This is a genomic window from Aphanothece stagnina RSMan2012, assembly GCF_046764815.1.
In the GTDB taxonomy this organism is placed as follows: Bacteria; Cyanobacteriota; Cyanobacteriia; order PCC-6307; family Cyanobiaceae; genus NIES-981.
This window is the reverse complement of record NZ_JBKOUC010000001.1, coordinates 244900-266749: the sequence shown is the minus strand read 5'-3', so window position 1 is coordinate 266749 and position 21850 is coordinate 244900. Positions and strand designations below refer to the sequence as shown.

Below are 21850 nucleotides of genomic sequence, written 5' to 3'. Positions count from 1 at the left end.
TCTACGTGGCGTGGCCTGGGCCATCGACGCGGCGGTGCTCCAGGCCCCATCGCCGGCGCCAGCTTCCCGTGGAGGGGGCGCCGCTGCGCGCCTGGGCCCGCTCGCGGCTCGCCAGGATCTCAGCGGCGCTGGCCGCCTGGCTCGGGTCGCGGTAGGGCTCGGCGGCCCGGGTCTGCAGGTGTTCCCGCTCCATGGCCGAGAGGGGACGCAGCCGCCGTGAGGACGGCAGGGGCGATGGGCTGGCGACCGTGCCCTGGCTCCACGCCCGTCCGCCGGCCCCCTCCGGTTGCGCAGGGGCGCGGATGGCGGCCAGATGCAGGCCCGCCTGTGCCAGGGCGTTCCGCACGGCGGCGGCCGAGCAGTAGGTGATCAGCCGCCCCTGCGGCGCCAGCAGCCGTGCCAGGCGCTGCAGGAACTCCGCGGTCCACAGCTCGGGGCAGTGCCGGGGGGAGAAGGCATCCATGAACAGCAGGTGGCAGCGACCGCTGCGGGCCTGCTCCACCTCGGCCAGGTGGCGCCGCGCCTCCCCCCAGAGCATCCGCCCATGCCCCTGGGGGCCCTCCCAGCCGGACCCGCTGCGCAGCTGCTCCAGCACCCTCAGCACCGGCGCCGACCACTGGCGGCGGAAGGCGGGCTGGGCCAGGGCCAGCTCCAGCGGCCGCCGATCCAGCTCCAGACCCCACCAGTCCAGGCTCAGGCCGGCCGGCGGCAGCGCCTCCAGCAGGGCGGCGCTGTTGTAGCCCAGCCCGAAGCAGACATCCACGACCGTCAGCAGTGGCGCGGGATGGGCCGCCAGCTCGGCGGGCTCCACGAAGGTGGTGCGGGCCTCGGTGCGGGCCCCGCGCGGGCTGTGGAATCCCTCGCCAAAGCCGCTGCTGTAGAGGCTGAAACTGCCGTCGGCGCCGGCCTGGGGCTCAAGTGCCGAGCTGCTGGAGGTCATCCCAGAAGCCGGGGTAGGAGACCGCCGCCGCCTCCGGCCGGTGCAGGGTGCTGTCCCCCCGCGCGATCCGGGCCGCCACCGCCAGGCTCATCGCCACGCGGTGGTCGGTCTCGCTGTCCAGTTCGGCCCCATGCAGCTCCACGCCACCGCTGACGGCCATGCCGTCGTCGTATTCGGTGATGCGGGCACCCATGGCCCCCAGCTGGCGGGCCATCACCGTGAGCCGGTCCGTCTCCTTCACCCGCAGCTCGGCGGCATCGCGGATGCGGCTGGTGCCCTCGGCGCAGCAGGCGGCCACCGCCAGCACCGGGATCTCATCCACCAGGCGCGGAATCAGATCCCCGCCGATCTCGAAGGCGCGCAGGGGGCCGTGGCGGACCTGCAGATCCCCCACCGGCTCTCCCGCCACATCCCGCCGGTTGTGAACGCTCACCGCCGCCCCCATCTGCTCCAGCACCTCGAGAATGCCGGTGCGGCTGGGGTTGAGCCCCACGTTCTCCACGGTCAGCTCGGCCCCGGGGGTGATCGCGGCGGCCACCAGCCAGAAGGCGGCGGAACTGATGTCCCCCGGCACCACCACGCTCTGGCCGCTGAGCCGCGACCCGGGGCGCACCCACACGCGGTTGCGCTCCTCCCCCTGCACCTCCAGATCGGCCCCGAAGGCCTTCAGCATCCGCTCGCTGTGGTCGCGGCTCTGGGCCGGCTCGATCACCGTGGTTTCGCCGTTGGCGGTGAGGGCCGCCAGCAGGATGGCGCTCTTGACCTGGGCGGAGGCCACCGGGGTGTGGATCGTGGCGCCGCGCAGCGGCTGGCCCAGCACCGCCAGGGGCGCGAAGTTGCCGCCCTTGCGCCCGTGGATCTGGGCACCCATCTCCCCGAGCGGGGCTCCGACCCGCCGCATCGGCCGTCCCCGCAGCGAGCGGTCGCCGCTGAGCACGAAGTGGCGGCCGCTCCGCCCCGCCAGCAGCCCCAGCATCAGCCGCATGGTCGTGCCGGAGTTGCCGCAGTCCAGCACATCCCCCGGCTCGCTGAGCCCATCGAGTCCCACCCCCTGCACGGTCACGGTGCGGCCGACCTCGATCGCCGACACGCCGACCCCCATGGCCCGCAGACAGGCGGCGGTGCTGAGCGGATCTTCCGCCGGCAGCAGGCCTTCGATCCGGGTCTCCCCTTCCGCGATGGCGCCGAACAGCAGCGCCCGATGGGAAATCGACTTGTCCCCGGGCACCCGCACCGTGCCCCGCAGGGTTCCCCCGGACGGCAGGAGGCGCGGGGTGGACGGGGCGCTGTTCGAAACCATGGGCGAAACCAAGGGGACGTCTCCCAGTCGGTCGATCCTATGGATCGCGCCGGGAGGAGAACAACCGGCAGGACCTGCGCCGCTAGCCCAGCAGCAGCCCGGTGTCACCGTCGCGGCAGGCCTCGGCGCTGCGCAGGTCGTAGAGCAGGTCCTCCAGGCTCAGCTCCTCCAGGGTCTGGCGGATCGAGCGCTGCAGCCGCTGCTCCAGGGCCCGGGTCACCTGATCGGCCGCGGAGGGCGCCGGCGGGGGTGGCGATGGTGCTGCGGGCCCCTCCACCGCCGCCATCACCTCGGCCACCCGGATCTGCCGGGGGGTGCGGGCGAGCCGGTAGCCCCCCAGCCGCCCCCGCCTGGCCTCGAGCGCCCCGGCCCGGCGCAGCCGCAGCAGCAGCTGCTCCAGGCGCGGTTCCGGCAGCTGCTGGGCCAGGGCCAGCTCCCGGGTGGAGCGCCACTGCTGGGGGGCACCGGCCAGCTCCAGCAGGGCCTTGAGGGCATCGGTGGTGCTCTTCTGCAGCATCGCGCCCGTCGCTCAGGGGCGCGCCGAGGCCTGGCTCAGGCGTTCCAGCACGTGCTCCAGGGTGTACCCGAACAGGGCGGGGTCGGGGCTGCCGCTGTCGAGGTCCGCCAGGCCCAGCTCGGCCCAGCGGGCATCCAGGCGGGCCTCCAGTTCGGCCGACCTGGCCAGGGGCTCGCCCCAGGGATGGCGCTTCTCGGGGCCGAGCTTGGTGGTGGCGTCGATGGCCAGCCGCCCGCCGAGGCCCAGGCGCTCGCTGGCGAAGTCCAGGCTGTCGAACGGGGTGTCCGGCAGCACGAACAGATCCCGCTGGGGATCCACCAGGGCACTGATCGCCCAGATCACCTGGCGCGGATCACGGATGTTGATGGCCTTGTCCACCACCACCACGAACTTCGTGTACGTGAACTGGGGCAGCGCCGTCCAGAACGCCATCGCCGCCCGCTTCGCCTGGCCCGGGTAGGCCTTGTCGATGGCGATCACCGCCAGCTTGTAGCTCAGGCCCTCCATCGGCAGGAAGAAATCCACGATCTCGGGGATCTGCTGCCGCAGGATCGGGGTGTAGATGCGGTTGAGGGCGATGGCGAGCATCGCGTCCTCCTTGGGCGGCCGGCCGCTGAAGGTGGTGAAGTAGATCGGGTCGCGCCGCTGGGTGACGCACTGGATGCGCACCAGGGGCGAGGGTTCGACACCGCCGTAGAAGCCCATGTGGTCGCCGAAGGGCCCATCGGCCAGCTCCTCGCCGGGGGTGATCGTGCCCTCCAGCACCACCTCACTGTGGCTGGGCACCTCCAGGTTCACGCTCTTGCACTTCGCCAGCCGCACCCCTTCGCCGGCGTAGATGCCGGCGAACAGCCACTCGCTCAGCTGCACGGGGATCGGCGTGGCGGCCGCCATCACCAGCAGCGGGTGCACGCCGATGGCGATGGCGATCTCCAGCTTCCTGCCCATGGCGGCCGCCTTGCGCAGGTGGCGGGCACCACCGCGCACGCTCAGCCAGTGCACGGTCATGGTGTTCAGCGACTGCTGCTGCAGCCGGTAGACCCCCACGTTCGGCGTGCCGGTCTCGGGGTCCTTGGTGATGACCAGGCCCAGGGTGATGATCCGGCCCGCATCGCCCGGCCAGGGGCGCAGTAGCGGCAGGCTGTCCAGATTCACGCTGTCGCCGCGGAACACCTCCTGGTGGCAGGGGGGCAGCAGATCCAGGTCCGGGCGGGCCTTCACCACGTCCCAGAGCACCCCCCCGAAGCGGGTCGCCTCCCGCAGGCCCTTGGGGGGCCGGGGCTGCTGCAGCATCGCCAGCCGTTCCCCCAGGGCTTCGAGTTCCTCCGGCCGCTCCATGCCCATGCTCCAGAGCACCCGTTCCTGGGTGCCGAGCAGGTTGATCGCCACCGGCATCGGCGAGCCGATCACGTTCTCGAACAGCAGGGCCGGCCCGCCGCTGCTGAGCACGCGATCGGCGATCGCCGCCAGTTCGAGGTCGGGGTCCACCGGTGCTCGGACGCGCCGCAGCTGACCGCGGGCCTCGAGCAACGCCAGGAAACCGCGAAGATCGCGGCGGCTGCGGCGGCCCATGGCGGTGGGGGCCTCGGACTGGGACATCACGGCTGCCGTGCTGGCGCCACTGTGACGCAGGCGCCCACCCAACCGCTGCCGGAACCGCAGCCGAACCGCTGCCGAACCGCTCCCTACGCTGATCTTCCCAGCGCTGCGGCGTCCGTGCAGATCTCCTACTTCCACACCTCGGAATGTGTGCCTGCGGTGCGCTCCCCGGAGGAGGGAGGTCCCGATGCGGCGGTGGTCATCGATGTGCTTCGGGCCACCACGACGATCGCCTGGTCGCTGCAGAACGGCGCCGAGGCCATCGAGGCCTTCGCCGACCTGGCCGCCCTGGATGCGGCGGCCGCCGCCTGGCCCGCCGCACGCACCCTGCGGGCCGGTGAGCGCGGCGGGGAGCGCGTGGAGGGCTACGACCTGGGCAACTCCCCCCTGGCCGTGACGCCGGAGCGGGTGAAGGGCAAGCGCATCTTCATGAGCACCACGAACGGCACCCGCTCGCTCCAGGCTGTGCGCACCGTGCCGCTGCTGCTCACCGCCTGTCTGCCGAACCGCACCGCCGTCGCCCGGCGGCTGGTGCAGGGAGGTGCGGAGCGGGTGTGGATCGTGGGCAGCGGCTGGGAGGGGGACTACTCCCTGGAGGACAGCCTGGCGGCCGGTGCGGTGGCCTCGGCGGCGACGGAACTGGCCGTGGCCCCCCACCGGGGGGTGAGCTTCGGCAACGACGAGATGCTCGCGGCCCTGGCCCTGTGGCAGCAGTGGCACACCGACACGGAGACATGCCTGCGCGCCGCCAGCCATGGCCAGCGGCTGATCGGCCTCGGCGACCACGACTCCGACTTCCGCTGCTGCAGCGCCGTGGACACCCTCACGCTCGTGCCTGTGCAGACCGAGCCGGGGGTCCTGAAGGCGGCCTGAGTCGGGACTGGGTAGGCCTTGGCAGGTCCCCTACAGTTCGCCGGTTGTTTTTTGGCCACTGGTGAGCAGTTTTCTGGCAGCAGCGGTGCAGATCACCAGCACGCCGGACCCGGACGCCAACTTCGCCGCTGCCGAGGAGCAGATCGAACTGGCCGCCCGCCGCGGTGCCGATCTGGTCGGTCTGCCCGAGAACTTCGCCTTCATGGGCGAGGACGCGCTGCGGCTGGAGCTGGCTCCGGCCCTGGCCGGCCGCTGCAGCAGGTTCCTGGTGACCATGGCGCGGCGCTATCAGGTCACCCTGCTCGGCGGTGGCTTCCCGGTGCCGGGTGGGGAGGGCCACACGGTCAACCGGGCCGAGCTGGTGGGCACCGAGGGCCAGCTTCTGGCCCGCTACGACAAGATCCACCTCTTCGACGTGGACCTCCCGGATGGCAACACCTACCGCGAGTCCGCCACCGTGCAGCCAGGCACCGAGCTGCCCCCGGTGGTGGAGGTGCCGGGCCTGGGACGGATCGGTCTCTCGATCTGTTACGACGTGCGCTTCCCGGAGCTCTACCGCCATCTGGCCGGCGCCAGCGCCGACGTGCTGATGGTGCCGGCGGCCTTCACCGCCTTCACCGGCAAGGACCACTGGCAGGTGCTGCTCCAGGCCCGGGCGATCGAGAACACCGCCTACGTGGTGGCTCCGGCCCAGACCGGGCTCCACTACGGCCGCCGCCAGAGCCATGGCCACGCCCTGGTGATCGACCCCTGGGGCACCGTGCTGGCCGATGCGGGCGATGCCCCGGGGCTGGCGGTGGCTCCCATCGACACGAGCCACGTCCAGCGGGTGCGGGCCCAGATGCCGAGCCTGCAGCACCGGCGTCCGGCCCTGTTCTGATTCGATGGAGCGCAGGCCTCGCCGACGACTGCTGCTGCATGGCCTGGTGGGTCTGGCGCTGCTGCTGGCCGACCTGCCGGCCCTGGCCTCGAGCCTGGCGGCCTGGCGGATCACCCGCCAGGGGGCCCTGGAGCTGCGCACCAGCCCGAACGTGTCCCTGCAGGCCTTCTTCGAGGCGGGCACCCGCCTGCGCGGTCCCCGGGTCTGGGTGGACCTGCCCGGAGCCCCCTCGCGCACCCGTTCGATCCGGGGGAGTGGCGATGTGCGCGAAGTGCGCATCGGCCGCCCCACCCCGGACACGACCCGCCTGGTGCTCGAATTCCGCCCCGGCACGGAGCTCAACCCCGCGGATCTGCGGCTGGTCGGCACCGCGGCCGACCGCTGGCGCATGGATCTCAGGGGACTGAGCCGGCCGGTGCTGCTGGGCCTCGGCGAGGGCGACATCGAGGGGAGTGCGACGGTGGCCTACAGCCCTCCCGCCCCATTCCCGACCTCCGGCGCCCCGCTGTCCGCCGATGGGCTGCCGGTGGTGCCCCGCGACCGCTTCAAGGTGGTGATCGATCCGGGGCACGGCGGGCCGGATCCCGGAGCGGTGGGCATCGGCGGCCTGCGCGAGACCGATGTGGTGCTCGATGTGTCGCTGCAGGTCGCCCGGCTGCTGCAGGCCCGGGGCGTGCAGGTGGTGATGACCCGCACCTCGGAAGTGGATGTGGACCTGCCGCCCCGGGTCGCCCTCGCCAACCGGGTGGGGGCGGATGTGTTCGTCAGCGTCCATGCCAATGCCCTGAGCATGGCCCGTCCGGACGTCAACGGCATCGAGACCTTCTACTTCTCCAGCAGCTCCTCCCGCCGCCTGGCCGGTTCGCTGCAGGGCCAGATGCTGGCCGTCTCGCCCGGTAGTCCGGACCGGGGGGTCAAGGCGGGGCGCTTCTTCGTCATCCGCCGCACGGTGATGCCCTCGGCCCTGGTGGAGATGGGCTTCGTCACCGGCGGGCTCGATTCGCCGCGTCTGGCCAATCCGGCCCATCGGCGCCGGCTCGCCCTCGCCCTGGCGGCGGGCGTGCTCCAGTACCTGGGGGGGCGTTGATGAGCCTGCTGGTCGGCCTGTTCGACAGTGGCCTGGGAGGGCTGACGGTGCTGCGGCAGCTCATCCAGCGGTATCCCCATTCCCCCTGCCTGTACCTGGGGGACACGGCCCGCGTCCCCTACGGCACCCGCACGCCGGAGGACATCCGCGCCATCGCCGCCGAGGTGGTGCACTGGCTGCGGGAACAGGGCGTCGGGGTGCTGGTCATGGCCTGCAACACCTCCAATGCCCTGGCCCTCGATGTGGCGGTGGCCGAGGCCGGCGTGCCCGTCCTGGGGCTGATCGACAGCGTGGCGCCCGTGCTCGGCAGCGACCATGTCGGGGTGCTGGCCACGCCGGCCACGGCCTCCAGTGGGGCCTACCGGCGGGCGATCCACGCCAGCCGCCCGACAGCGACGGTGACCGAGGTGGCCTGTCCGGGCTTCGTGCCGCTGATCGAGGCCGGCCATCGCACCTCCCCCGAGCTGCGGGAGGTCGCCCTCGCCTACATCGCCCCCCTGCTGGCCGCCGGTGTGGACACGGTGGTGCTGGGCTGCACCCACTACCCGATGCTGCGCCCCCTGCTCACGGAGCTCCTGCCGGCCCACATCACCCTCGTGGATCCTGCCGAAGCCACCGTGGAGCGGCTCGGGCCTCTGCTCGGCAGCCTGGGGGAGGCCCCGGAAGTGGAGCGGCGCAGCGAGGCCATCGAGCCGATTGGCCGTCGCACACGCCTGTGTGTGACCGGCTGCCCGGAGGCCTTCGCGGCCGGGGCCCGGAGCTGGCTGGGCCACCAGCCCGTGGTCGAGCATGTGGCGCTGCGGTCGGAGTGTTGCGCCTTCTAGGATCGCGTCACGGCGGAGGTGATGTGGCAACGGTTGCAGAGCTGCTCCAGCCCGTGGAGGCTGATCTGGATGCCCTGCTGGCCGACCTGCGCAGCCTGATCGGCGCCGGCCATCCGATCCTCCAGGCCGCCGCCGAGCATCTGTTCGCGGCCGGCGGCAAGCGCCTGCGCCCCGGGATCGTGCTGCTGCTCTCCCGTGCGGTGTCCAGTGATGGGGAGCTCAGCCCGCGGCATCGCCGTCTGGCCGAGATCACCGAGATGATCCACACGGCCTCCCTCGTGCACGACGACGTCGTCGATGAGGCGGCCACCCGACGCGGGGTGGACACGGTGCACAGCCGCTTCAACCACCGCGTGGCCGTCCTGGCCGGGGATTTCCTGTTTGCCCAGGCCAGCTGGCACCTGGCCAACCTCGATGACCTCGAGGTCGTGAAGCTGCTCAGCCGGGTGATCATGGATCTGGCGGACGGCGAGGTGAAGCAGGGGTTGTTCCGCTACGACACCACCCAGAGCTTCGAGACCTACCTCGAGAAGAGCTACTGCAAGACGGCCTCCCTGATCGCCAACAGCGCCCGCGCGGCCGGCGTGCTCTCGGGCCTGGAACGGCCCCACCTCGACGAGCTCTACCGCTTCGGTCGCCAGCTCGGGCTCGCCTTCCAGGTGGTCGATGACATCCTCGACTTCACCGGCAGTGACCAGGTGCTCGGCAAGCCCGCCGCCAGCGACCTGGCTTCCGGATACCTCACCGCACCCGCGCTCTACGCCCTGCAGGAGCGGCCCGCCCTGGCGGGACTGATCGAGCGCGAGTTCAACCAGGCCGGTGATCTCGAGCAGGCGCTGGAGCTGGTGCGGGGCTGTGAGGCCATCCCCCGCTCCCGGGCCCTGGCGGAACAGTTCGCCCGCGAGGCCGCCCAGGCCCTGCAGTGGCTGCCCCCATCGGAACCCCGCAGTGGGCTGCGGGCACTGCCCGACTTCGTGCTCAGTCGCCTCTACTGATCGGCTGCCTCCACGAAGCCCCGCCTCGACGAAGCGCCGGCTTCACGGCGCAGCGAGAGACTGGCGGTGAGGTCCGCCGGGGTTCAGCCCAGGTCGATCTCGCGCAGCGAGGTCAGCCACACCACGCCGGCGGGATAGGCGGCGCGGTCGGCATCCGGCGGGGCCAGCACGAGCACCCGGCACCCCGCCGCGTGGGCGGCCTGGCTTCCCGCCACGGAGTCCTCGAAGGCCCAGGCCCCTGGGGCCTCCACGCCGAGCCGTTCCAGGGCGATCTGAAAGATATCCGGGGCCGGTTTGCCCTTCAGGAGTTCGGGATCATCCCCCATTACCCGCAGCGTGATCAGGTCCAGCCAGGGATGGGGGGCCGCCTTGATGGCCACGGCCGCCGCCGCGCTGCTGGTGGCCAGGGCGGTGGGGATGGCCAGATCCCGGCAGCGTTCCACCAGGTGCCGGGCTCCCGGCATGGCCGGGGCCTGGGGCAGCAGCCTGGCGGCGATCGGCTCCCGCACCGCCAGCAGGTCCTCCACGCTGATCCCGTCGGGCAGCACCCGGAGCACCTCCGCCGCACAGTCCAGCCGCCGGCGTCCCCGCAAGGCCCGCAACTGCCCCGGGCTCAGCTCGGCGCCGAACTGGCGGGCGGCCTCCTGCCAGGCCCGCCCCTGCAGGGGCTCGGTGTCGAGCAGCAGGCCGTCGAGGTCGAACAGGCAGGCGGCGGGGCGTTGCGGTGTCCGGGTCATGGCTGCTCCGGTTGGCCCTGGCTTGCGCCGTCCTGCCGCCACGCCTCGAAGCGGGTGATGGCTGCCGTCAGAGCCTCCCTGCGCAGGGGCTTGGTCAGAAAGTCATTCATGCCGGCCTCCTCGCAGTCCCGTCGCTGGGAGTCAAACGAGTAGGCCGTGAGCGCAATGATGTACGGGCGGTGCAGGCCCTGGGCCCGAACCGTGCGGGTGGCCGCAAGCCCATCCAGTCTCGGCATCTCGAGATCCATGAACACCAGATCCATGGACTCCCCCTGGCTGATGCGGTCGACGGCCTCCTGGCCGTCGTTCGCCACGTCGGCGTGAAGCCCGAGCCGCTCGAGCATCAGCTGGAGCACCCGCTGGTTCACCCGGTTGTCATCCGCGATCAGGATGCGCAGCTGGCCATCCCCGCTGAACGCACGGGGCGCTGCCGTGGCCTCCCTGGGCTCTTCAGCGGCGGGGGTGAAGGGGATCCGCACCGTGAAGCGGCTTCCCTCGCCCGCCCTGGAGGCCACAGCGATCGCGCCGCCCAGCGTCTTGCAGAGCCTTGCACAGATGGCCAGCCCGAGGCCGGTGCTCTCGACCGACCGCTCCGAGGGCCTGACGCGCGAAAACTCCTCAAACACTTTGGGGAGAAAGTCGGCCTCGATCCCCATCCCCGTATCGGCCACCGCGATGGTCGCCTCGACCGTGGCATCCGACCTTGGAGCGAGCTCCACCGCGATGTGGATCGAGCCATCCACGGTGTACTTCAGGGCATTGCCCACCAGATTGTTCATGATCTGGGAGAGCTTCAGGTCATCACCCGTCAGCCAGGCCGAATCCTTTGGTGGTGCCTGCAGCTGGAGGTTGAGCCCCTTGCGCCGTGCCTCGGGTTGAAACTGGGCCACGCAGGCCTCGAGAAGTGTCGTGAGGTTGAATCTGGTCTCGTTCAGTGAGGCGACTCCCGTCTCGATCTGGGCGATGTCCAGCACGTCATTGATCAACCCGAGGAGGTGTTTGCCGCTCGACTGAACAGTGCTGACCATCTCTCGTTGACCGGCATCGAGATGACTGTCCTTCAGCAGGTCGATCATGCCAATGATGGCATTCAGAGGCGTTCGGATGTCATGGCTCATGTTGGCGAGAAAGCGAGTCTTCGCTTCGCTCGCGGCAAGGGCTTCGTCCCTGGCTTGCTGCAGCTCCTCTGTGCGTTGCTTCACCTTCTGCTCAAGCAGATCGCGCGCTTCAATCAGGCTGTCCTGAGCCTGCACAATGGCACTCTGATCCTTGAAAGTGAAGATGAGTGATGGTGGATTGGATGCAGCGACGCTTGCCCAGCTGATCTCGACAACAGCTCTCGGTGGTGCGGCAGACAGCTCCCAGATGGCCCTGCCTGGAAAGAGGTGTGACCAGAATTGGATGCAATCTTTTGGTGCGATCTTGCCATCCTGATAGCGCGTCGGCAGTAGATCCGGCAGAGAGCGGCCCAGGCACTGCAGGCGGTTCTTGCCGACAAACTGCTCAAAGGACCGGTTGGTCCACTCCACGATCCCCTGCTCGTTCGTCACGGCAAGGCCTTCTTCCACGGCTCCGAGAGCCGCTTCCATGCGGCCAAGGGTATGCCGCAGTTGGTTGACCAGGTTCTCTTCGCTCATGCCCTCCTACTCGAGAGGTCGAAGGGTTGCCGCGAAGATCCAGGCCTCACCCTGGCGCTGTGCAACGATGAAATGTTCGGACATCACCTGACGCTGATCCTTGCAGATCGTGGCCAGTTTCAGGGGGTGGTTGAGAATCTGTGACTCACCGGTGATTCGAAAGCGTGAAAATCCGAGATGGTGTGAGTCTCTGAAGCTTTCAGGCAGAATCATGGAGATTGACTGACCCCTGAGGTCCTCAATGTCCCAGCCATACACAGATTGAAAATGATCATTGATTTCCACAATCAAGCCTTCCCGATCGGCAGCGACGAACGGGAGCGGTTGCTGACGCAGATCCTCGATGCTCATCATGGCGCCGGACCTCGCTATCCGCTTGAGTGTTGACTGTAGCCATGGGCGTCTCCTTGGGCCCGCTGCCGTCTGCATCCCGGGATGGTGGGACCGCGCAGTCCAGCGCGGCTGGCGATGGCTGCCGGTGGGTCGGTGGGGGCCAGGGGTCTTGGGGTTGGGCCCATCGCTCCGTGACCAGCTCAGATCGCTCCGTGGCCAGCTCAGATCGATGATGTGATTGTTGGTGTGATTGTCAGCCAGTGATAGGCTGATTGCCAAGCTCTCAATTGCCCGGCCGAGCCCATCTCGATGAGCAGTTATTACATCCTTTCTCCCCGTGGCTTCATTGATGCCCAGAACGGCTCTGACCTCAGGGATCGGATCATCTCGATTCTGGTTGAGCAACCCCGTGATGTGGTGATCGACTGCAAGGATGTCGAATTCATGGACAGCAGTGGTTTCGGCTGTCTGGTATCGGCCCTGAAGCGGGTGCGTGAACAGGGCCATCAGCTCTGCCTGAGCGGGATCAACAGCCAGCTGCGTGCTGTCTTCGAGCTCACAGGCACCGATCGTGTCTTTCCGATCTTCCCAACCCTCGACGACGCCCTTGCCCATCTCTCCTAGGTGTGCTTCGAGGGGTGCTTTCTCCCCAGGTTCAGTCTGCGATCAGCTCCCGCTGCCGCCACGGCCGCTGTTGAGGGCCGCCCGCAACGCTCACACCCCATGAGCAGCCCCTCCCCCCTCCGCTGCCCCAGAACCTGATTCCGGTACCGATCCTGGTTTTTCCAAGGCTTCCGGCACCGCCAAGGCTTCCGGCATCGCCAAGGCCCCATGGGCGTGGCTCAGGGCCGTCGCCAGGTCATCCAGCACCATCGGCTTGGTCAGGAAGTCGTCCATGCCGCTGGCCATCGCCGCCTCGCGGTCGCTGCTCTGGGTGTTCGCCGTCATCGCGATGATCCATGGTCTGCGCCGGCGGCTGGGCTGCTCCGGCGATGCTGCTCCGCTTGCCCTGATGCGTCGCGTCGCCTCCAGGCCATCGAGATGGGGCATGCGCAGATCCATGAGGATCACGTCGGGATCCAGCCGGCCCTGCAGCAGCACCGCCTGTTCGCCGTCGCAGGCCAGGCTGGCGGTGTAGCCGAGGCGCTCGAGCATCAGGGTGCACACCCGGGCATTCACGCTGTTGTCCTCGGCGATCAGGATGCGCAGGGGATGCCCGACGGCGAGGGGCCTGGCCGTTCTGCCCGGCTCCAGGGCAGTGCTGGGCTGGTCTGGATGCCGCTGGGGCGCCGGATCCGATGGCCGCAGCGGCAGTTCCAGGGTGAAGGTGGTGCCCGCGGCGGGTGTGCTCCGCACGCGCAGCACACCGCCGAGGGCTTCGGCCAGTCCGCGGCAGAGGGCCAGACCGAGTCCGGCCCCTTGTTGCGTCCGCGTTGTGGTGGCCCCATCCCCATTCAGCTGGCCGAAGGGCTGGAACAGCTGCTCCAGGGCCTCTGGGGCCATGCCGGGACCTGAATCCTCGACCGCCAGCAGAAGCGCTGTCGCTTCCGGCTGGTCCGATTCGGCTGGCGTGGCGTTGATCCGCACCGCGCCGTGGGCAGAGAACTTGATCGCGTTGGCCAGCAGATGCCGCAGGATCTGGGCCAGGCGCAGGGGATCGCCGATCACGCTGACGGGGAGATCGGCGCTGGCCGCCAGGGTCAGCGTGAGCCCCTTGGCTGCCGCCATGGGGCGCAGCCGGTCCACTTCCTGCCGCAGCAGCCCGGTGAGGTCGAACGGTCTGCTCTCCAGCTCCAGGGCTCCAGAGTCGAGGTGTGCCATGTCGAGCACATCGCTGACCAGCCGCAACAACGATTCGCCTGAGCCTTTCACGGTCTCGACGCACTCGCGCTGGCGGTCCGTCAGGGCGGTGCCCAGGAGGATGTCGGAGAGACCGATCACACCGTTGAGCGGCGTTCGGAGCTCGTGGCTCATGCTGGCGAGGAAGCTGCTCTTGGCGCGGTTGGCCAGTTCCGAGGCGGTAGCGGCCTCACGGGCCTTGCGCTCCGCCGCCGCGATGTTGGCGAAGGCGGTGCTCCGGGCGCGCAGAGAACGCCAGGTGCTGAAGCCCACCACGGAGGCGAGGGCACCGCTGGCCAGCAGCGCCAGGCCCATGGTGACGCGCAGCGGACGCAGGTAGCCATCCAGGCTGGCGATGGACAGGTCGAGGCCCAGCAGCCCCACGACCCTCCCGTTGCGGTCCTGCAGGGGGGCAAACGAGCTGATGAAGGTGCCCCATTTGTCCGTGTAGGGGGTGGCACTGACGACCACCTTGCGGCTGCGCCAGGCCTTCTCAACGCCTGGCGGCGCATCGTCGTAGAGCTCGCCCGGGAGGGCGATCGGGGTGTCATCACCCGGGTTGCGGATGAAGGCGGAGCTGTCGACGCCGAAGCGGAATCCCGTGTCGGAGGGAACCAACGTGTAGGCGTAGTAGAGATCCGGTACCCGGCGCCGCAGGCGCAGCAGGGGCTCGGTGGCCCTGCGATAGCTGGCACTCCCCAGCAGCCCCGGAGCCAGAGCGCTCTCCTCGGCCTCGGTCTCCAGCGTGGTGGCCGCCAGGCCGGCCAGATCGCGCAGGTGGGTGCGGACCTGGCTGATCAGGGAGCGCTGGGCCGCGGTGTAGGTCACCGCCAGGGCGGTGGCGCTGATGGCGAAGATCGCCAGTCCCGTGAGCAGCGCTTCCCGGCGGATGCGCTGGGTCGAGAGCAGCACGGTGTCGTCCTGGCTGGCCCTGGCGCCGCACTCCAGGGGGTCGGCCCGGTTCATGCGCACGGTGGGTTGAAGGTCACCTGCACCAGGGCGTAGTCGTCGGCGAAACCCTGGTGACCCGTCCGGAGGCTCACCTGCTCCACCAGATGGCCCAGGCCTGCATCCGAGCCCAGCAGAGGACGGCACTCGTTGACGAGCGCGATGAACTCCGGCAGGGACCACATGCATCCATCCGACGTGGGCACTTCATAGATGCCATCGCTGTAGAGCAGCAGAGACACCTGCCCTTTCAGCTCCACACTGGTGGCGACGTACCTGGCATCTTCGAACAGTCCCAGTCCCATGCCGTGGCCTGACAGTTTGCTGAGGAGGAGCTCCGAGTCCTCAGACCAGAGCAGGGCCGGCGGATGGCCTGCACTGGCGAAGCGAAGGATCCCGGCGCGCCTGGCATAGACCCCGTACCAGATCGTGATGTAGCGCCCTTGCTGACGCTCCATTTCGAAGGTTCCGTTGAGGGCCGCGAGAACGGCAGCGGGCCGGCGCAGATCGACCCCGAGGGAGCGGGAGCGCAGAACGTTGTGCACCGAAATGGTCGGAAAGGCCGCCGCCAGGCCATGACCCGAAGCATCGGCGAGATAGATCGCAAAGTGATCCTCATCGATCCAGAAGTAATCGAACACGTCGCCCCCGAGTTCATGGCAGGGAACGAAGTGGGTCTGCACGGTGATGCTCGCCTGGGATTCGCGGGGGATGGGTGCGGGCAGAAGGGACTGGACATAGCCGGCTGCCTCGGCCAGCTCCGCATCGAGGCGATTCTTCTGACGCTGCAGTTCGTCGGCGGTCGCCTGGAGCCGCTCGTTGGCCTGGTGGAGCCGCACGCCGGAGCGCACCCGTGCCAGGAGTTCTTCCTGGTCCACCGGTTTGCTGAGAAAGTCGTCGGCACCCGAGTCGAGTCCCTGCACCCGATCCTCGACCCGGCTCCGGGAGGTGAGCAGGATGAAATAGATGGAGGCCAGCTCAGGCTCGGCCCGCACAGCCCGGCAGACCGCCACGCCATCCATCCCCTCCATCTGCCAGTCGCAGAGGATCACCACCGGTCGCTCCTGGCGGGCCAGGGCCAGCCCTTCCTCGCCGGATGACGCCATCCGCACGGCGTACCCCTCGCGCTCGAGCCTCGCCCGCAGCAGGCGGGAGTGGATGCGGTCGTCGTCCACCAGGAGGATCGGGATCGGGGCGGACGACGCCATCAGGGACGAGCGGGGAATCGGCGGTGGGATGGCCAGGGGGCTGTGTTAGCTCTCCGCTGGACGCAGTCGGCGCAGGGCTTCACTGACCCTGCCAGCCTCGAGCAACAGGCTGTCGATGCTCTCCTGGGGCCATGGGGCGCTCTCGGCTCGCAGTCCATCCTCGACGCGGCTGCAGAGAGCGGCCAGTTCCTTGGCTCCCAGACTGGCACTCGGTGAGCGCAGGGCGTGGGCGGCCCTGATCATCCCGGTGGCATCGCTGTTCTGCTGGCTCACCACCACGGCCGAGACGAGCTCGAGGGCATCCTCGAGAAACAGATCGATCAGTTCGCGCAGGCCCGCATCGGCCTCGTCGCCGAGCACGCTGCGGAGCTCCTCCCAGGCGTCAGGGTCAATGGTCCGGAACGGATCCGGCCCTGGATCGTTGGCCGGGGAGCTGCCTGTGGGGCGGAGGGGGAGGGGCATCGGGGCTGGGGCTGGGGTTCCGCTGGGGGGGCAGTAGTGATCGAGGGCGTGGGCGAGATCGGCTGGGGCGATCGGCTTGCTCAGAAAGTCATCCATGCCTGCCTGCAGGCACGCCTGCCGATCCTCCGCGCGGGCGTGGGCTGTCATGGCCACGATCCAGGGCCGCCGCGGCAGGGTGTCGAGGGCGCGGATCGTCCGTGTGGTGGCGTAGCCATCCATCCCCGGCATCTGCACATCCATGAAGATCAGGTCGACGGCATGATCCTGCACCGTCCTGATCGCCTCGTCTCCGCTGCTGGCCACCTCAGCCTGGTAACCCAGGCGCTTCAGCAGCTGGACGGCCAGCTTCTGGTTCACCGGAATGTCATCGACCACCAGGATCCGCAACGGCTGGCGCTCGGCCCGGCTGGCTCCAGAGAGCAGAGCCTCGGCAGACACGAGCCCCCCGGCTGAGCCATGCGGCACTGCCGGCGGGGGGGCCGGATCGGCGAGCAGTTGCCGCGCCAGGGCCCGCTGGAGCTGATGGAAGCGCGGTGGCCTCGAGATGATCTGCGCTCGGGCCCCACCGGGCCATTGCCCACCGGCACCCTGCTCGAGGCGGTTGAGCAGCAGGATCCAGGGTGCCCTGGTGGCGCGGGGATCCTCGCGCCAGGCTTGCAGCCGGGGGTCGCCGCTCGCGATGAAGGGCTGGCCGTCGGCCACGACGGCCGCATACCCCTCCGCGCCGGGGAGCGGGGGCAGACCCGCGGGATCCTGCTGGGTCGGATCGGCTGCCATGACCCGGAGCCCCAGGGATTCCAGTTGGCGTTGGAGCACGCGGCGGAGCGTGGCGCTGGGGGCCAGCAGAAGGATGGGCGCACCGGCCGGCAGCGGCGCCCCGCCGGCCGGGAGGGAGGGGGCGGCCCCACGAGCGGCCGCTGAATCGGGCTCCAGGGGAAGCCGGAGGCTGAAGCAGCTGCCTTCGCCCTCCAGGCTGGTGACCTCGATCGTGCCACCCATCAGCTCGCAGAGCCGCCGGGTGATCGCCAGTCCCAGCCCGGTGCCTCCATAGCGCCGCGCCATGGATGGATCGCCCTGGTTGAACGGCTCGAATAGACGGGACAGCCGCTCCGCAGGGATCCCCATGCCCGTGTCGCGCACATCGATGCGGTAGGTGAGGCTGGGGGCGGCGGATGCGGTCCCTGGGGGATCGGCCAGGGCCACGGTCACCACGATTTCTCCCCGGGCGGTGAACTTGGTGGCGTTGCTGAGCAGGTTCCAGAGGATCTGGCGCAGCCGGGTGCGATCGGCGATCACGGCCGTGGGCAAGGCCGGGTCGAGGTCCAGGATGAGATCCACCTGCTTGTCCATCACCCTGGCCTCCATCAGATCCAGGGCCTCCTCCAGGCAGATGGCGAGGTCAAAGGGCTGGCGATCGAGTTCCATCGAACCCGCCTCGATCTTCGAGAAGTCGAGGATGTCGTTGATGATGGTCAGCAGGGAATCGGTGCTGCTGTTGATGATGTCCACATACTCTTTCTGAACCGGGCCCAGGGTTGTTTCCTGGAGCAGTCCCGCCATGCCCATGATCGCGTTCATGGGGGTTCGGATCTCGTGGCTCATGGTGGCCATGAAGGCATCCTTCGCCGAGCTGGCCTCCTCCGCAGCTTTCTTCGCCTCGCGCAGCTCGGCCCGCTGCGTGGTGAGGATCGCATTGAGCTGCTGACTTTCGGCCAGGGCCACGTTGCGCGCCTGCAGCAGGTACAGGTAATCCACCAGCGAGTCCTGGAGGGCGAAGTCATTCACCTTCAGGCCCAGCCGGCGCAGATCGTCGATCTCGGTGAGCCAGGGGGTGCCCACGAACAGCAGGCTGCCCGCCTGGTCCAGGGCGCAGACCTGCCCGTGCAGCTGCAGAGGCAGGGCCTGGGCCTGGAGGATCACCAACTGGCCCACACTCTCCTGCAGCGAGCTGTAGCTCAGGCCCGCCTCGGGCCGTTGCAGCCTGAAATGCTCGTGCAGGGGCGATCCCTCCAGGGAGGCCTGCCCCAGCAGACGGCCCAGCACCCTGCCGATGCTGAGCAGCCGCAGCCGCGCATCGACCAGGAGGTGGAAGGGAAACAGGCGGTGGAGGAGATCGTCGGAGAGTTCGAGGGGGGCACCCATCAGCTGATTCTGAACTCAGCCCTCGGGCTTGTCGTCGTGGTAGCGGATGTGAAAGAGGTCCTGCTGGTCCCCCTGCGCGCGGGCGGCGGTCTGCTCCACGGTCACCAGGGTGCGGAAGCGTCGCCCCAGGCCATGCAGCAGGCCCACGACCATGGGCGCGAGGCCCTGGCGGCTGGAGCGGTATTCGAGATCCAGGGATTGGTCCTCGCCGTGCTGGCAGCGGAAGGAAGGGGGTTTGAGTTCGGGAAAGGCAAGTCCGGCGCGGGCGTGGAGGGTGTCGAGGTGGTCGAGGAATTCCGGCAGCGTTTCACCGGTGCTCTCCAGCAGCTGTTCGTAGCCCTCGCTGGCGGTGTAGGTGATCCAGTACTCACCGAAGGCCTGCATGATCTCGGCTGGGGTCAACCCGAGTTCCTCGGACGCCGCCGCCACCAGACGGTGGGTGACGTCGTCGGGATAGGCCTGGTAGGTGGAAAAGAAATCGAGGTCGGCCAGATCCGCCCTCTCCTTGATCCGCTGCCAGAGCTCCTCTCCGTGGTGGGTGCAGACCATCTGCTGGATGGCCCGGTTCACCAGTCCGTACATCGAGGCCAGGGCAGGTCAGTCTCAAGCTACCCACGGCAGCTCCTCCTGGGGTCCCCCTGCGGCCGGCGAGGCTAGGCAGGCTGGGCTTCGGCGGCTGCCCCCGGTTCGTCCAGGGGCTGCTTCCGCTCCTGCAGAGCCATGCCCATGATCACCATGCCCGGCCAGTAGAGGTACACGAGGATCTCAAGGTTCTCCCCGAAGGTGTACATGAGCAGAATCACGATCATGGCCAGCCCCGTGGCGCCGAGCTGATAGCGCGGATTGGAGGCTCTTCGCAGCAGGTCGAGCAGGGTGGCCGCCATGGGCACGGCCAGAGCCACGAACCCGGTGATCCCCTTCACGAACAGCAGGCCCGCCCAGGTGTGGTGCGAGCCGATCGGCATGGCCTCGACCAGATGGGGACCCGGCTCCACGATGCCATGGCCCCAGATGGGCGCTTCCCGCTCCCAGCGATCGATGGCGATCCGCTTGAGGGCCATGCGCACACGCGTCGAACCGGCGCGGGCGCCCTTGAAGCCATCCCAGAAGTCGCTCAGCCACTGGAGCAGCATCGGCGAAATGATCCCCGCCAGGTAGGCACTGAACCCCAGCAGGATCAGGGTCAGGGGTCTGCGGATGCGGGAGACGAGGAAGATGATGGCAGGGATGAGCACGATGCTCACCTGGGCAAGGCGCGACTTGCAGATCAGGCACATCAGAATTGAGCCTGTGATTCCACAGATCCTCCACCTGGTGTTCTTCTCCAGGAGGCTGATCATGAAGTTCACATTGCCGACAAAGCCAAGCGCAGGGCCCCAGGGCGTGAAGAGCCGCCAGCGCAGATCACCCGTGCTGCCATCAATTTCATAGAGGGGGACATCGAAGAATTCGTTTCCTGGACCGCCGATGGCCCGCAGAGGGGACACATAGAGCACCTGGGGGAGCCCCAGATTCGGAGTCAGCAGAAGAAGGGGGGTGATGATCAGGGTATGCAGGCCAACGATGCAGATGGCTCTGCTGATGATCTTGCTGCGGATCGGCAGACAGCCCGCCAGGGGATAGAGCGCCAGGGCCGCCCACCCTTTGGCCCAGCCAATCGAGGATTTGATGATCATGGCGACGCCAAGGTTGAAATCCACGTGACCCATCACCAGCGACACCTCCATCACCAGCATGCCGGCGATCCAAAGCCAGATGACAGGAGAGATGGCCAGGGGCTCATTCTCTTCGGGGTGATCCAGCCGTGCCAGCCACTTGATCAGCACACACGCCAGCAGGAGCCAACCAAGAACGGATCCAACAACATAGAGGCCACCAATCACCCAGACTGGATAGGTGAACACAATCGAATACCAGATCAATCTCTCAGGGAGATTCTCCGGCTTCAGATCAGAATCCTCGAACCGCTTGAGCCATCGGCGAATCATGCGCGCTCCGAGGTTCTGATCAGGTCGAGATCCACTTGGAAAGCCTCTGGATCCAGGGCTTGCGAATCCAGAGGATCCACAGCCCCACGCTGGTGAGCACCGATCCAAAGGCTGCCCCGGCCAGGAGCAGGCCCTTCTTCGGCGTCGTGGGCCGTGCCGGCAGGCTGGGATCGACGGCCATCTGGATCAGCGGGAAGGCGGCGAAGACATCAGCCTGGCCCAGGTCGAGCTTGGCCAGGGTGGAGGCAAAGACGGCCTCGGCGATCTTTTCATTCCGCTTGAGGCTCTCCAGAGTCGGCTGCCGCTGGGACATCCGCTGCAACCTGGCCTCCAGCTCCTGAATCTGCTGATCGAGGCGTCGAACCTGTGAGGCGGCCCCCGTGGCATCGGATTGGAGGGTCACCAGGTTCTGGAACAGGGTGTCGCGTCCGCTCCCGGATGTGGAGAGCGCCAGTTTGATCAGCGTGGTCCCGGAAGGTTCCCGGCCCAGCAGGTTGCGGGCCCGCGCGAGCAGGGCCGTTCGAGCCGCCTTCTGGCGCTTGACCTCCTTGGTGATGCGCGGATGGTTGGGCCCGAACTTCGAGGACTGGACCTCCAGGATGGCCGTGGCCTCGCTGTAATCCGTGAGGTTCTTCTGAAAAATCTGGTCTGCCTGCAGCTTGAAGGCCTCGGCGGCTTCGTTGGCACTGAGGCCCAGGTCCGAGCGGAGTGTGCTGAGGCGTCCGGTGGCGGCCGACTCTGCTGCGGCGAACTCGGCCCGCTGGCGCCGGAGTTGTTCAATGTTGGTGGAGATGGTCTCCACCTGGTCCGTGGAATTCAGACCCGACCGGAGCTTGTAGGCCGAAACAGCTTTCTGGGCCTCCTCCAGCTTGAGCTGGGTCTGCAGCAGAATCTTCTGGGTGGGGCCCTCACGCTGGTCCATCTCGCTGACGCGCAGCTGGTTGAGCCGCTCCACGATCGCGTCGTAAAGGGCGAAGGCTTTCTCCCTGGCCACTGCTGCCGATGGACCATTCATCTCGATCTCCATCAGGGTGGTGTTATCGAGGCTCTTGATCCGGGGCTTGTCGAAGTCCTTGGGGCCAATCCTGGCCAGCTTGGCGGCACGTTTGAGAACCTGTTCACTCGTGAAAATGTATTGGTAGTTGGCTCTGGGGTCATAGGTTGATGTGGCGACGCCGGCTGATCCGCTGGACGCTGACGTCTGCCCGATCTCGGGGAGATTGACGTTGACCGAGTTGATGCTGCCGGGAAGAATGAGGGCAAATGTGCTCGTGTAGCTCGGTTTTGCTGTGGCCAGAATGAGCAGTGTCGAGCCCCAGATGAACAGGTTGGTGCCCCCACTGACCACGATGTAACGGCTCCAGCGCCGTTTGTCCCTGCGGTCGAGGTTGCTCCACCAGGTCTTCGGATGAAACACCCGGGGCAGCGGGATGTTTCTGATCTGCTCGGCAAACAGCCGCGCTGCCTTGTCGACAGGGATGATCGGAAAGCGCCCCTTGTCAGCCGATGGTCTGTCCTTGAGAAAACCGCGCTTCACTGGC

20 protein-coding genes and 1 pseudogene are annotated in these 21850 nt (G+C 68.4%); 7 read left to right on the top strand and 14 right to left on the bottom strand.

Going from position 1 to position 21850, the window contains the following annotated elements; genetic code table 11:
* Position 1 precedes the first annotated feature (1 nt).
* The 4 genes from ACLNEE_RS01400 to ACLNEE_RS01385 form a co-directional block, all read right to left on the bottom strand.
* Positions 2 to 940 carry a tRNA (5-methylaminomethyl-2-thiouridine)(34)-methyltransferase MnmD gene (locus ACLNEE_RS01400; RefSeq protein WP_411423064.1) on the bottom strand — a complete coding sequence of 313 codons (939 nt, stop codon included), beginning with the start codon at positions 938 to 940 and terminating at the stop codon, positions 2 to 4.
* Positions 915 to 2240: a 3-phosphoshikimate 1-carboxyvinyltransferase gene (aroA, locus tag ACLNEE_RS01395; protein ID WP_411423065.1), complete on the bottom strand. Its 1326-nt coding sequence runs from the start codon at positions 2238 to 2240 to the stop codon at positions 915 to 917. The genes ACLNEE_RS01400 and aroA overlap by 26 nt, the downstream gene beginning before the upstream one ends.
* Positions 2241 to 2322: 82 nt before the next feature.
* On the bottom strand, positions 2323 to 2757 hold the full coding sequence (locus ACLNEE_RS01390; RefSeq protein ID WP_411423066.1) for an Rrf2 family transcriptional regulator: 435 nt from the start codon (positions 2755 to 2757) through the stop codon (positions 2323 to 2325).
* Between the two features lie 12 nt (positions 2758 to 2769).
* Entirely contained in the window at positions 2770 to 4356 is a 1587-nt protein-coding gene (locus tag ACLNEE_RS01385) for a UbiD family decarboxylase (protein ID WP_411423067.1), read from the bottom strand.
* Positions 4357 to 4473: 117 nt separating this feature from the next.
* On the opposite strand from ACLNEE_RS01385, the gene ACLNEE_RS01380 reads away from it, so the two are divergent.
* From ACLNEE_RS01380 to sds, 5 genes are all read left to right on the top strand, one after another.
* Positions 4474 to 5229, top strand: coding sequence for a 2-phosphosulfolactate phosphatase family protein (locus ACLNEE_RS01380; RefSeq protein ID WP_411423086.1), 756 nt, complete (start codon positions 4474 to 4476; stop codon positions 5227 to 5229).
* A gap of 61 nt (positions 5230 to 5290) precedes the next feature.
* Positions 5291 to 6109, top strand: a complete 819-nt coding sequence (locus tag ACLNEE_RS01375; protein WP_411423068.1) for a carbon-nitrogen hydrolase family protein — start codon at positions 5291 to 5293, stop codon at positions 6107 to 6109.
* A gap of 4 nt (positions 6110 to 6113) precedes the next feature.
* Positions 6114 to 7196 carry an N-acetylmuramoyl-L-alanine amidase gene (locus tag ACLNEE_RS01370; RefSeq protein ID WP_411423069.1) on the top strand — a complete coding sequence of 361 codons (1083 nt, stop codon included), beginning with the start codon at positions 6114 to 6116 and terminating at the stop codon, positions 7194 to 7196.
* Entirely contained in the window at positions 7196 to 8020 is an 825-nt protein-coding gene (gene murI, locus ACLNEE_RS01365; RefSeq protein ID WP_411423070.1) for a glutamate racemase, read from the top strand. Before ACLNEE_RS01370 ends, murI begins: the two co-directional genes overlap by 1 nt.
* 23 nt (positions 8021 to 8043) lie before the next feature.
* On the top strand, positions 8044 to 9015 hold the full coding sequence (gene sds / locus ACLNEE_RS01360) for a solanesyl diphosphate synthase (RefSeq protein WP_411423071.1): 972 nt from the start codon (positions 8044 to 8046) through the stop codon (positions 9013 to 9015).
* 83 nt (positions 9016 to 9098) lie between these two features.
* On the opposite strand, the gene ACLNEE_RS01355 is transcribed toward sds, so the two are convergent.
* Positions 9099 to 9752, bottom strand: coding sequence for an HAD family hydrolase (locus tag ACLNEE_RS01355; protein WP_411423072.1), 654 nt, complete (start codon positions 9750 to 9752; stop codon positions 9099 to 9101).
* A complete protein-coding gene (locus ACLNEE_RS01350) occupies positions 9749 to 10870 on the bottom strand; it encodes a response regulator (RefSeq protein ID WP_412006706.1) in 1122 nt (373 codons plus the stop codon). The genes ACLNEE_RS01355 and ACLNEE_RS01350 overlap by 4 nt, the downstream gene beginning before the upstream one ends.
* On the opposite strand from ACLNEE_RS01350, the gene ACLNEE_RS01345 reads away from it, so the two are divergent.
* Positions 10787 to 11041, top strand: coding sequence for a hypothetical protein (locus ACLNEE_RS01345; RefSeq protein ID WP_412006707.1), 255 nt, complete (start codon positions 10787 to 10789; stop codon positions 11039 to 11041). The two genes, ACLNEE_RS01350 and ACLNEE_RS01345, sit on opposite strands and share 84 nt — an antisense overlap.
* A 159-nt stretch (positions 11042 to 11200) precedes the next feature.
* Here ACLNEE_RS01345 and ACLNEE_RS01340 read toward each other — a convergent pair.
* Both ACLNEE_RS01340 and ACLNEE_RS01335 read right to left on the bottom strand, forming a co-directional pair.
* A pseudogene (locus tag ACLNEE_RS01340) lies at positions 11201 to 11341 on the bottom strand (PAS domain-containing protein); the annotation flags it as partial.
* A 54-nt stretch (positions 11342 to 11395) separates the two neighbouring features.
* Positions 11396 to 11740, bottom strand: coding sequence for a PAS domain S-box protein (locus tag ACLNEE_RS01335; RefSeq protein WP_412006705.1), 345 nt, complete (start codon positions 11738 to 11740; stop codon positions 11396 to 11398).
* 291 nt (positions 11741 to 12031) lie between these two features.
* Between ACLNEE_RS01335 and ACLNEE_RS01330 the strand changes: the two genes are divergently transcribed.
* On the top strand, positions 12032 to 12346 hold the full coding sequence (locus tag ACLNEE_RS01330) for an STAS domain-containing protein (protein ID WP_411423075.1): 315 nt from the start codon (positions 12032 to 12034) through the stop codon (positions 12344 to 12346).
* A 90-nt stretch (positions 12347 to 12436) separates the two neighbouring features.
* On the opposite strand, the gene ACLNEE_RS01325 is transcribed toward ACLNEE_RS01330, so the two are convergent.
* The 6 genes from ACLNEE_RS01325 to ACLNEE_RS01300 all read right to left on the bottom strand — a co-directional run bounded on the left by ACLNEE_RS01325 (position 12437) and on the right by ACLNEE_RS01300 (position 21846).
* Positions 12437 to 14527 carry a hybrid sensor histidine kinase/response regulator gene (locus ACLNEE_RS01325; protein ID WP_411423076.1) on the bottom strand — a complete coding sequence of 697 codons (2091 nt, stop codon included), beginning with the start codon at positions 14525 to 14527 and terminating at the stop codon, positions 12437 to 12439.
* Positions 14524 to 15717, bottom strand: a complete 1194-nt coding sequence (locus tag ACLNEE_RS01320; protein ID WP_411423077.1) for a PP2C family protein-serine/threonine phosphatase — start codon at positions 15715 to 15717, stop codon at positions 14524 to 14526. Before ACLNEE_RS01320 ends, ACLNEE_RS01325 begins: the two co-directional genes overlap by 4 nt.
* Positions 15718 to 15762: 45 nt before the next feature.
* Positions 15763 to 18321: a response regulator gene (locus ACLNEE_RS01315; protein WP_411423078.1), complete on the bottom strand. Its 2559-nt coding sequence runs from the start codon at positions 18319 to 18321 to the stop codon at positions 15763 to 15765.
* 15 nt (positions 18322 to 18336) lie between these two features.
* Complete coding sequence (locus tag ACLNEE_RS01310) at positions 18337 to 18891, bottom strand: heme NO-binding domain-containing protein (protein ID WP_411423079.1); 555 nt, start codon at positions 18889 to 18891, stop codon at positions 18337 to 18339.
* 83 nt (positions 18892 to 18974) lie between these two features.
* Complete coding sequence (locus ACLNEE_RS01305) at positions 18975 to 20147, bottom strand: O-antigen ligase family protein (protein WP_412006693.1); 1173 nt, start codon at positions 20145 to 20147, stop codon at positions 18975 to 18977.
* 181 nt (positions 20148 to 20328) lie between these two features.
* Positions 20329 to 21846 carry a GumC family protein gene (locus ACLNEE_RS01300; RefSeq protein ID WP_412006692.1) on the bottom strand — a complete coding sequence of 506 codons (1518 nt, stop codon included), beginning with the start codon at positions 21844 to 21846 and terminating at the stop codon, positions 20329 to 20331.
* Positions 21847 to 21850 lie beyond the last annotated feature (4 nt).